Consider the following 12,281-nt stretch of genomic DNA (forward strand, 5'->3'; position numbering starts at 1 on the left):
ATCATGCAAATATGAGAGCGGATACCTTTTGTTTAATTCGTTTTGATCGTATTAAATGATATTTACCGGTTATTCAATGCGAAGCTGTTTCAACGCAATACACCAGGTTATTATCTGCGAATTAAAAGTGCATAATCATGCGCAAACTGATCTGCCTTGCGGTTAAATAGTTGGGTACGGCATAACTGCGGCCGGTTACATCTTTCACCCAGAAATAAGAAACCGTGTTGTTTACCTGCAGCAGGTTATACACTTCAAGTCCTGCCCAGAGCGATTTTATATGATGGAAAGGATTTGAATTTTTCAACGGTTTATCTTCCTTGATAATCTGATACGAGAAACCAATATCCACACGACGGTAAGGCGGGTAGCGGAACACTGATTTGTATCGTTCGCGTGTGGGCGGACCAAAAGGCAGGCCGGTACCAAGAATCAGACCTATATTCATTTTACAGTCGGGCAGCTTGGGCAGGTAGTCCTGAAAATAGAGAGAGAACGTAAGTGTCTGATCGGTTGGACGGGGAATAAAGCCGGGATTAATGGTAATGGTGTCGGTGGGAATGTTGTTTAATGTGTAGCCGGGTATTATCGTGTCGCCATCGCTGTTGAGCAGGATGTAATAGAAATCGTTGTAGAGGTTTTCGCGTGTGCGCAGCAGCGAGAGGTTTACCCACGATTCGGTGCCGCGCACAAATTCGCCGTTCAGTTTCAGGTCGATACCGTAGGCATAGCCATAGGCAAGGTTTTCGCCGTAATAACGCAAACGCACGTCCACCATGTCGTAAGGCACAAGGTTGTCGAGATATTTGTAATAGGCCTCTGCAATGAAACGGAACGGCCGCCCCCAGCCTTTAAAAACCAGGTCGCTGCCTACTACGGCATGCACCGACTGCTGTGCTTTAAGTTTGCGGTTCAGTGCGCCGTTGTAGTTGCGCATTTCGCGGTAAAAAGGCGGCTGATTATAAATTCCGCCCGCAGCCTTAAACACCACATCCGCTTTCCAGTGCGGTGTCCACGAAAGTTGCGCACGCGGACTCACCACCAGCTGGCCGTTTTGTGTCCAGTAATTACTACGCACTCCCAGGGTGAGTGAGAGCAGAGAAGAATCAGCCAGTGTGTCGGAAAAACGGTATTGTCCGTATCCCTGAAAGCGCCACGAAATCATTTCGGCCCCACCTTTAATCACATCCAGCATATCGAGGCTGTTTGTGGGGAGGTAGGGCAGTGAATAATCTACAGAGTCAACATAAAGCCATTCGCTGATTTCGTCGCGAATTATTTCATAGCCTGCTTTTGCGCCCCAGGTGAAGCTATGCCGGGGTGAGGTGTACCAGCCTTTCACTTCGCCGGTGTGAACATAGGCATCCAGCGTATTACGTGCATGATTGAGAAATGCGCCTACCCCTCGATTAAACGCTACCTGTCCGAATTCGGGTTTGCCAAAATCCGCTTCCAGCTGGTCGATGCGGTATGCACCAAGCACATCAAAGAATTCAGTTTCGTAGGTATTGAAGGTGGAGAAAATGAATTTCCAGCGTAAGATGCGGTCTCCGTCTTCACCCATTGTGCGCTGGTAATTTAATGCGGCGGCATTAAAAACAGTTTGAAAGCGGTTGTTTTCCTGTCCGGCAAAAAACACGGTAAATTTCAACGCATTGTTCAATGTACCGAAAGCCGTTTCGCGCGTTTGTGGTGCAAGGGTATAGCGGTTTACGGCGTAGTTGCCCAGATAATCCACGTACCAGCGCTCATTCATCTGCCAGGTCAGGTAGGCCTGCACGTCGGTAAAGTTGGCGGTATAATCGCCGGCCACATCAAGGGCATTGAGCAGGTAGCGGTTTGATTTCTGCCGCGCTCCAAACATCCATGTAAACCGGTTATCGGCTGTTGAACCTTCGAGTGTGAGGTTGGCGCCAAGAAGGCTGGCTGTGGCCGTGCCACGGAATTTCGAAGGGCGTTTATATTTCACATCCAGCACCGATGACATTTTATCGCCGTATTTTGCTTCAAAGCCGCCGGCCGAGAAGAAAATAGACTCCACCATGTCCACATTCGGGAAGCTAAGGCCTTCCTGCTGGCCTGCACGGGTAAGAAACGGGCGGTAAATTTCAATATCGTTTACATACACAAGGTTTTCATCGAAACTGCCGCCGCGCACCGAATACTGGTTGCTGAGTTCGTTGTTTGAGCTTACGCCAATGGCGGTAAAGCGGAGCAACTGGCTGATGTCGGGATTCGGTGTGGGAAGCTGTGGCACACGAGGAGGCAGGAAAATACCCGTGCCTGAACCGCGTTCGGTTTTGGTAAATGTGCCGAGGCTGATGGTGCTGAGGGAAACATTGCGTGTAATGTTTTCGCCGTCTTGCGGTGTGATCACAAACGTATATGGCCGGTAGCCCACACCGCGTACAATAATTGTATCCGCCACCCCTGCAGGAACAGCCAGCATGTAATAGCCTTTTACGCTGGTGGTGGCGCCCTGACGACTGTTTTTGCAATATACCTGCACCATTTCAGCCGGCACGCCGGCCGAGTCGGTGACCTGACCGGAAATTACAGCTGTTTGTGCGGCGGCACTAAGGCCAGACAGCAAAAAAAGGAAGAAAACGAAAAGACGGAGTACTAAATTCACGCGGCAATAACGCAAAAAACGCCCGATTATTGGTTATTTCTGAATGCACCGTTGCGGGCAGCCTGAATAAATTTGGCCCAGGCTACCGGGTTCAGCAGGTTATTGGGCACTGCCTGTCCGGCATAATAATTTTTGTTCACCTGCTGCTGCATCTGATATTTATACGACATGGTAGCATCGTTTCGTACAATTTCGGCTGCTGCAGCCATTGTGCGGGCATCAAGGTTTTGCCGTGCGCGCTCCAGGTCATCATCGGGCACTTCGAGCGATAAAAAAGCCGTTTTAAACTGGTCTTTTGTGGGCCATGGATAAATAACCTGCTCTTTCATCAGCATGGTATCGGCACGCAAAGCCTGTACATGTGTAACGGTGCCGGGGCGCGAAAATGTATCGGGCACAATAAAAACGCCGCGTTTGTAGCCAAGTGCAAAATATTCGATGGTGTCGCGTTCCTGTACCACTAATGAATAATAGCCATTAGGCGTACTGTACACACCGCGGGTTGAGTTTTTTATTACTACCGCCACAAACGGTAAGGGCTGCAAACTGTCGGCATCAACCATCATGCCGCTGAGCTGGATAATTGTGCGCACCGAATCGGCTTTGGTTTGAGCTTTGGCACCCACCTGCTGGGCATGCAGCGAAGACAGCGCACCGGCAAGCAGTAAATACATGAAGAGTTGAAATACCCGCATTGCTTCAAAATTACGAAAAAAGAAAGGTCGCTGTTCGATATGAGTTTGTTTATTTAGGTTAATAAGCTTTATTTCTGCCTAACTGAGTTTTTGAGATTTCCGGTTGTATTCTGTTTGCGGGCAATGACTATCTTGTGGCAAACTTTTTCCCAATGAGACCCATTTTTACCCTGTTTGCATCGTTCCTTGCTTCCGCTGCGTTCGGACAAATTACCATCACTCAGTCTGATATGCCTTCGCAGGGCGATACGATCAGGGTGAGTTATGCCTCCAATACAGCCAACGTAAATCACACAGCAACCGGCCCCAATTTTACCTGGAATTTTTCGGCGCTCACACCCAATGCGCAGCAGGTTCTTGAGTTTGCTACCCCCACAGCATTGCCATTTAATTTCACCGCAACGTATGGTGTACTCAACCCATCGCCTGATTCGATTCCGTTTATTGGCGCCATTCCCACCAATTTTGTGGATTACTACAAAAACGGTTCAAGCGGTTACCGTCAGGTAGGGTCGAGTTTCGATTATGCGCCTCTTGGTAATTTTTCTATTCCCATTATTTACACCAGTTCGGATTACGTCTATCGTTTTCCCATGAATTATAATAATATCGACAGTTCAGACGCAGCTTATTCCTTTCAGTTGCCCGGGCTGGCTTATTTCGGACAGGAACGCCACCGCGTGAACCGTGTGGATGGCTGGGGAACACTGATCACACCTTTTGGCACCTTTCAAACACTCCGCGTTCGCTCGGTAATTGATGCGGTTGATACAATTTCATTTGATACCACCGGCACCGGATTTACATTTCCCCGTCCGCAAGTAGTTGAATACAAGTGGCTTTCGCAAAATGGTAAAATAGCCCTGCTTGAAGTAGAAGCGCAGGTGTTTAATAATATTGAAACCGTAACCAATGTAATTTACCGCGACAGTCTGCGTGCCAATGTATTTCAGGTTGGTATTGTGGAGCCTGGTGCGGCTGGTGTGGTAACCGCACTGTATCCTAACCCGGCGCAGGATGAACTGAATCTGTTCTGGACACAAACCTCCCAGATGCAGACGCGTATTGAAATCTGTGATTTATACGGACGGGTAGTTTGGACCGAAAACGCAGGTACGCTGGCTCAGGGCGCTCAGAGCCGAAAACTCAATGTAGCAACACTTAATTCGGGCGTTTACCTTGTGCGTATTCATTCTGAAAACGGCTCATCAAAGGCCGAATGTTTCGTGAAGAGATAAGCATGCTTACTAAATTAGCTGTGATTTCAACAGGTTAAATCGCTGTTTTTCAGTATTTTCCAGTATTTTTAACGCTAGTTTGTTGAAAAGTGCGTAACATTGCGCACCCCTTTGCGTAAAACGGAATGGAACTGACTGCCAAAACCTGTTAACATGCTGGAACTTTTTACGCGCCTACTCACCGTAATCGTACATGGTGAACATATCTTCCGCCCGGTAATGCTCCGTGTGCGTGCACGTTCAACCCGCTTTCCCCGTAAACCTTTCTGATTTTCAGAACCCTCTCTTCCTATGAAGCAAATTGCTACGCTATTTGCGGCTTTGATGTTGTCTGTTTCTGCTTTAGCGCAGGATCTTTCTGTAATTAACATCATCAGCCCGGTGAGTGGATGTGCGCTCACGGCAAACGAGAACGTAACCATCCGTATCTTCAACTTCGGCCCCAACCTGCCGGCAGGTACTACTTTTAATGTATCGTATGTCATTAACGCAGGTGCGCCGGTTACCGAACTGGTTACCTTGTCATCGGTGTTGCTCACCAACTCCACATTAAACTATACGTTTACAAGTCAGGCTAACTTAACTACGCCCGGACTTTATACGTTTAATGGTTCGGTGTCTATTGCCGGCGATATTAACCCCACCAACAATACCTTTACGGGTTACAATGTTACTTCTACTGCCGCATCAGTTGGCGGAACTGTGTCAGGGCCGGCCAGCGTATGTATTACGGGTAACTCGGGTGCGGTTACACTTTCGGGAAATACGGGCAATGTAATACGTTGGGAATATTCAACAGATGGTGGTGTAACCTGGTTTACACTTTCCAATACCACCACCACCCAGTCGTTTACTGATTTGAATACACAAACGCTTTACAGGGCAGTGGTGCAAAACGGTTCATGCACACCGGCTACTTCTTCCATCCATACCATTAATATTGATAATGCTTCTGTGGGCGGAACCATTACGCCTGCCACAAGCAGTGTATGTGTATCGGCTAACTCCGGAACCTTAACATTGGGTGGACGAACCGGTAACGTAGTACGCTGGGAGTTTTCCACCGACGGTGGTGTGACCTGGAACATTATTGCCAATACTGCGGCCACACAAACCTTTACCAATATTCCTTCTACACGCCTGTACCGGGCATTTGTGCAAAACGGCACCTGCAACGGGGCATATTCGGCCAATGCTACGGTAACCGTAAATCCTTTGCCGGTAGGCGGAACCATTAATCCGGCAACAACTACGGTTTGCGCCGGATCAAATAGTGGTACACTCACACTTTCGGGCCACATTAGTTCGGTGGCACGTTGGGAATTTTCTATTGACGGTGGTGTGACCTGGATCAATATTTCGAATTTTTCGGCCACACAAAACTTCTCAAACCTTACCCAGTCGCGCCTGTATCGGGTGCGTGTACAAAGCGGAGCCTGCGGAGTAACCTATTCAGCGGTGGCGGCAGTTAACGTTACGTCCACTACAGTGGGTGGTACGGTGTCTCCGGCCTCGGTTGCTGTATGTACCGGTACCAACAGTGGTGTGGTGAATCTTACCGGCAGCAACGGTTCAGTGCTTTTCTGGGAACAGTCTGTTGATGGCGGCGTAACCTGGACAAACATTGCCAATACAACCAACGTACAGGCTTACACTAACCTTACCACAACCACCATGTATCGTGCATTTTCGCAAAGTGGTGGCTGTGTCGGCGCATACTCAGCTCCCACCACCATAAATGTAAACGAGTTTGCAGTAGGCGGTACGGTAACCGGCGGCATGGTGGTTTGCAGTGGTTCTAATTCCGGTACGCTCAATCTTACGGGTCAGCTTGGAAATGTAACCAGCTGGGAATTTTCAAACGACGGCGTAACCTGGAACAGTATTTCGAACACCACTGCTTCACAGTCTTATTTAAACCTTACTGATACTACCTACTACCGCGCCATTGTGGCCAACGGTGTGTGTCCGGCCGATACTTCTGTTGTGGATACACTGTTTGTGGATTCGGTAACTGTGGGTGGTACACTTGCACCGGCTACGGCTGTGGTTTGCAGTGGTATTAACAGCGGTACCATTACACTCACCGGACAGGTAGGCAATGTGCTTCGCTGGGAATATTCAACCGACAACGGCCTTACCTGGATTACCATCAGCAACACCAGCAACATACAGGCTTATACCAATGTAAGTGTACCTACACTTTACCGTGCGGTGGTTCAAAGCGGTGTTTGTGCACTGGCTTATTCATCAACCACACTGCTTACGCTCAATTCGCCATCGGTGGCCGGAACGCTTTATGGTTCAAATACCGTGTGCAGTGGTTCAAACAGCGGCTTGCTCACACTGGTAGGTTCGCAAGGCTCTATCACAAACTGGGAAGCATCAACCGACGGTGGTTTGACCTGGAGCAACATCGCCAACACCACAGCCAACTACAACTACCTCAACCTTACGGATACCACAATTTACCGTGCGCTTGTGACTAACGGTATTTGTCCGGCTGATACTTCCACTCTGGTTACCATTTTTGTAGATAGTCCTTCAATAGGTGGTGTGGTATCGGTAAGCGATACGGTATGCAGCGGTGCAAACAGCGGTACAGTTTCGCTCAGCGGCCACGTAGGTATTGTTGATGGCTGGGAGTACTCTATTGATGGCGGTGTAACCTGGATTTATATTTCCAATTCTACCACCACACAGGGTTACAGCAACCTTACGCAAACCACCAGCTACCGCGCACGTGTGAAAAATGGTGTTTGTCCGCCCATTACCTCCATTGAAGCTACTATTACAGTTGATGTGCCGTCAATCGGCGGTTCGGTTTCGGGCAGCACTTCGGTGTGCATCAGTGGCAACAACGGTACACTTACGCTTACCGGCTCATCGGGCAACATTACTACATGGGAATCATCAACCGACGGTGGTTTAACCTGGGTACCCAACGGCAATACCACTATTTCAGAAACCTACACCAACCTTACCGATACAACCTGGTACCGCGCCATTGTGCAAAGCGGTGTGTGCGGTGGCGATACTTCTTCCATTGGTGTTGTTACTGTTGATCCCGCCACAGTTGGCGGTGTGGCTACGCCTTCTGATACGGTGTGTGCCGGTGCCAATGGCGGAGTAATCCGCGTTACCGGTTTTGTGGGTAACATTATCCGCTGGGAAACATCGCTCGACGGCAATAACTGGATTGCCTTTGCCAATACCAGCGACTCGATTATTTACAGCAACCTGAACCAGACAACCTACTACCGCGCACTTGTACAAAGCGGCGTATGCGCTCCGGCACAGTACTCGGCCATAGATACCATTGTGGTCACTACACCAGCCAGTGCAGGTACTATCAGTGGTGCGGCTTCAGTTTGTGTAGGAACGGGTAGTGGTGTGCTTAACCTGCAAAACTATGTAGGCAATGTAACAGGCTGGCAAAGTTCTACCGATGGCGGACTTACCTGGACAAACATTGCCAATACAACAGCATCACAAAACTGGTCGGCTCCGGCTGATACAATCTGGTATCGTGCCATTGTGGCCAACGGCGCATGTGCCCCCGATACCTCACTGCCTGCCATGATTGCCGTATTGCCCCAGCCTGTGGCCGCGTTTACAGCTGCTCCGGTATGCGAAGGCAACGTAACCACTTTTGTAAATACCACTACTGTAGCTTCGGGCTTCATCATTTTCCAAAGCTGGGATTTCGGCGACAATGATGCCAGTGTAGCGGCTAACCCCACACACATGTATGCCGCTGGCGGAAATTACAACGTTACACTGATCAGCATTTCCAATGCGGGTTGTTCGGATACGGCTACTGCCACTGTGGTGGTAAATGCCCTGCCTTCGGCTGCCATTACCGCTTCGGGAAGCACCACACTTTGTGCCGGCGACAGCATTACACTTAGCGTGCCCGCGGCAGCCAGCAATAGTTATGTATGGAATACGGCTGCCACAACCAGCAGCATTGTGGTAAATTCGGCCGGAACCTATTCTGTTTTGGTAGCCGATACCAATACTGGCTGTCAGAGCAGTGATTCGGTTTCAGTTAGCGTTATTCCCAGCCCGCTGGCAAACGCCGGTTCCGACCAGTCGGTGAGCGCAGGCGAAACCATTCAGCTCAACGGCACTGGCGGAGCAATTTACAGCTGGGCCCCGTCAAACGGTTTAAACAACACAACCATTGCATCGCCCACGGTTACAGCTCCGTTCACAATTACCTACACGCTTACCGTAACTGATCTGAACGGCTGTTCAGATACCGACGCGGTAACCATTACGCTGCTGAGCGATTTCAACCTTGTAGTAGCCAACCTGATGACACCCAACGGCGATGGCTTTAACGATGTGTGGAATGTAATGGGTATTGAACAGTATCCGGGCAACCGTGTAACGATCTACAACCGCAACGGTATGCTGGTGTACGAAACCGAAAATTACAACAACACCTGGGGCGGAACCTACAACGGTGCCGAGCTGCCCGATGGAACCTATTATTACGTCATTACTTTCCCCGATACAGACCGGGAAGTAAAAGGTGCAATTACCATACTCCATGAAGGCAAATAAGTTGAACCACCTGAACTCAAAAACCATGAAGAAGATTTTCATCACGGCTGCTTTTACAGGTGCGTTCGCACTGCAGTCAACCGCTCAACAGCTTCCGCTTTACAGCCAGTATGCATTCAATCCGTTTATCTACAATCCGGCCATGACAGGCATTTCGGGCGAAACCAATGCGTTTCTGACCCACCGCCAGCAGTGGACACAGATGACGGGCAGCCCTACAACCAATGCCATTACGGTAGATGGTTTTATGGACGATAAGAATGTAGGACTTGGTCTGGCCATCTTTAACGATGTGCAGGATATCAACGAGCGTTTAGGCATTTACACCTCGTATGCCTATCGGTTAAAAATAAACGACGACCAGCAGGTGCGTTTTGGCTTGTCTGTTGGTTTTCTGGATAACCGCATTGATTTTTCGCGTGCAGTGGTAAAAGATGTGGCTGATCCGCTTATGCTTTCGCAAATTCAGCGTCGTGCGGCGCTTGATGCCACAGCTGCCGTTATGTACAGCTGGAAAGACCTGCGTGTGGGCATTTCGGTGCCGCAGGTAGTGGGGCAGAAGGTTGAGTTTGCATCTGTTGATTCACGCACCTATTACCAGCTGAACCGTCATTTTTTGGGCAGTGTAGGTTATAAGTACGTAATCAACGAAGACCAGAAAATTGCTCTTGAGCCGCTGGCAATGGTTCGCTGGCTGCCCAACACACCGGTGCAGTATGATGTGAATGTGATGGGAAGCTGGCGCGATATGATCTGGCTTGGTGCTTCGTACCGCAGCAACTATGCGGTGGGCGCCAACCTGCGTGTAAAACTGTTCGGCAGTTTGAGTGCGGGCTATGCCTACGATTTTATCATCACACCGTTGCGCACCTCTGCGGGTATCAGCCATGAGTTTATGCTGGGTTATACCTTCGGTAAAATTACCTCATCAACCTCGTCAACCACCACCGGTCCGCTGCGTGGCAAGTACGACTAGATTCAAATCGCAAACAAAACGTACCATCCATTAACCCGAAATGTTTGTGAGGCAACTACTGTTTACGTTTTTTATGCTTCCTGCATTGCTCTCCGTCACATCGCTCGGAGCGCAGGCATCTTCGGAAAAACTCATGATTGCGCACGGCGAAACGCTGTTTCAGCAACGTGAGTATGAGCAGGCTTACGGCTACTACAACAAGCTGCGTGAGCTGCATCCCGAAGTGGTACTTTACCAGTACCGTACCGGTATCTGTGCCATTTACAGAGGCGACCCGAAAGAAGCACTTGAATTACTCAAAGGCGCTTACGATAAAGATCCCTCGCTTGAGAATATCAACTTTTTTCTTGGCCGGGCTTATCTGCTCAATGAACAGTTTGACGATGCACTGCTTCAGTTTAATCTTCAGCTGGCCAAAGAAACCAACGAGGCTGATAAGCAGCGCCTGCAGCAGTATGTAACCAATACGGTTACTGCCAAAGAGCTTATTGGCAAGCCGGTAAATACCATCGTGATCAATCCCGGCCGCCCCATCAACTCGCCGGGCGATGAATACGCGCCGATCATTACCCAGAACGATTCGGTAATCATCTTCACATACAAAGGCGTACTCAGCACGGGTGGCAAAAACTATACGTTTGGCCGCAAAGATTCGGCGGGTGTGTTTTTCGAGGATATTTACCTTTCCATGAAATCAAAAGGCTCGTGGTTTACACCGCAGAGTCTTAGCAACAACCTCAATACCGGCGGACATAATGCCACAGCAGCCATTACACCTGACGGCAAACGGATGTTTGTGTTCCAAGGCTCAAATGGCGATGGTGGCGATATTTATGTGTCAGACAAAGTTGGTTTCGACTGGTCGGTGCCGCAGCGTATGCCGGGTGCAATCAACTCGCCTTACTGGGAAGGAAGCCTTGCCATTTCGCCCGACGGGGAGTATCTCTATTTCTCAAGCACACGTCCGGGTGGTTACGGCGGAAAAGATTTGTACCGGGCCCGCAAAGACAATCAGGGTATCTGGTCGTTTGTCGAAAATCTTGGCCCTGCTGTAAACAGTCCGCTCGATGATGATGCGCCTTCGTTTGATCCTTCGGGCAATCTGATCTTCAGTTCGCGCGGACACAACAGCATGGGGGGCTTTGATATTTTTATTGCCGAAAAAAGTGCCGATGGCCAGCTGTTCGGAGCGCCTAAAAACATGGGCTATCCCATTAACAGCACTGCCGAAGATATTTATTACGTGGTAACCAAAGATGGTCAGCGTGCGGCCTTCTCTTCGAACCGGAAAGACGGCAACGGCGGTATGGATATTTACTTTACCGAGCCCGGAGTACCTGCCAAAGAAGGCGATCTGGTTATGATTAAAGGACTGGTTACACTTGATGGTAATCCGATCAATTCGGTTGTAACGGTTACTTACACCAATAAAACCGAAGTACAGGGCGACTATCAGTCGAATACCGAGAACGGTCGTTATTTAATTACACTTCCTCCCGGCGAAAACTACAAACTGATTTTCACCGTAAGCGGACAGGACGAATACGAGCAGGTGTATGATGCCACACGCATACGTACATTTACCTCGAATGAAATTAACGTAGAGTTCTATTCTGACGAATACAGGCTGGCGCATCCCGAGAAATTCGGACAAATGACAACGGCTGATTCAATGAAGGTGATGGAAAATATCAGGCAGAAGGAGATGATTGATAAAACCAAGAATCTCTTCGCCATCAGTGATTCGAGTCAGTTTTTCACTAACATGGATCAGGGCACAACGGTTTCGCCGGGTTATTATGTGGTAATTGGTTCGTTTAAAAACCGCGATTTTGCCAAGCGTCTTGAAACCAAAGTAACCGGAAAACCCAATTACCCGCGCGTGCAGCGCGTGCTCAACAGGCGCAACGGATTTATGTATGTAACCATTGCGCATCCCGAAACAAAAGAAGAGGCAATTGAAATTGTATTGAAAGCGAGGGAGGAATATCCTGATGCGTGGATACAGTATCTGAAATAGATCATTAAGAAGCTGTCCAAATTTTATCCTTCGGCTTTGTTATGTCTCATTTTATCTCATCCTTCGTTGGAGTTTTTGCTGATACTCTCCAAGTATCTGCTGCAAACCCCGCCTTGTCTGAGAAAAAATGAACTCATAACAAATCTCA

The 12,281-nt window shown here is 49.0% G+C and carries 6 protein-coding genes; 4 read left to right on the top strand and 2 right to left on the bottom strand.

What is annotated here, in order from left to right; translation table 11 throughout:
• Positions 1–121: 121 nt before the first annotated feature.
• Together IM638_12385 and IM638_12390 are read right to left on the bottom strand one after the other, a co-directional pair.
• Positions 122–2,632, bottom strand: a complete 2,511-nt coding sequence (locus IM638_12385; GenBank protein MCA6363829.1) for a carboxypeptidase-like regulatory domain-containing protein — start codon at positions 2,630–2,632, stop codon at positions 122–124.
• 26 nt (positions 2,633–2,658) lie between these two features.
• A complete protein-coding gene (locus IM638_12390) occupies positions 2,659–3,306 on the bottom strand; it encodes a carboxypeptidase-like regulatory domain-containing protein (protein ID MCA6363830.1) in 648 nt (215 codons plus the stop codon).
• Between the two features lie 173 nt (positions 3,307–3,479).
• On the opposite strand from IM638_12390, the gene IM638_12395 reads away from it, so the two are divergent.
• From IM638_12395 to IM638_12410, 4 genes are all read left to right on the top strand, one after another.
• Positions 3,480–4,565 (top strand): T9SS type A sorting domain-containing protein, encoded by a 1,086-nt coding sequence (locus IM638_12395; protein MCA6363831.1) that lies wholly within the window; start codon positions 3,480–3,482, stop codon positions 4,563–4,565.
• A gap of 291 nt (positions 4,566–4,856) precedes the next feature.
• Positions 4,857–9,137: a gliding motility-associated C-terminal domain-containing protein gene (locus IM638_12400; GenBank protein MCA6363832.1), complete on the top strand. Its 4,281-nt coding sequence runs from the start codon at positions 4,857–4,859 to the stop codon at positions 9,135–9,137.
• Between the two features lie 25 nt (positions 9,138–9,162).
• Positions 9,163–10,113, top strand: a complete 951-nt coding sequence (locus IM638_12405) for a type IX secretion system membrane protein PorP/SprF (GenBank protein ID MCA6363833.1) — start codon at positions 9,163–9,165, stop codon at positions 10,111–10,113.
• Between the two features lie 46 nt (positions 10,114–10,159).
• Entirely contained in the window at positions 10,160–12,133 is a 1,974-nt protein-coding gene (locus IM638_12410; GenBank protein ID MCA6363834.1) for a PD40 domain-containing protein, read from the top strand.
• Positions 12,134–12,281 lie beyond the last annotated feature (148 nt).

The organism is Bacteroidota bacterium (assembly GCA_020402865.1).
Lineage (GTDB): Bacteria > Bacteroidota > Bacteroidia > Palsa-965 > Palsa-965.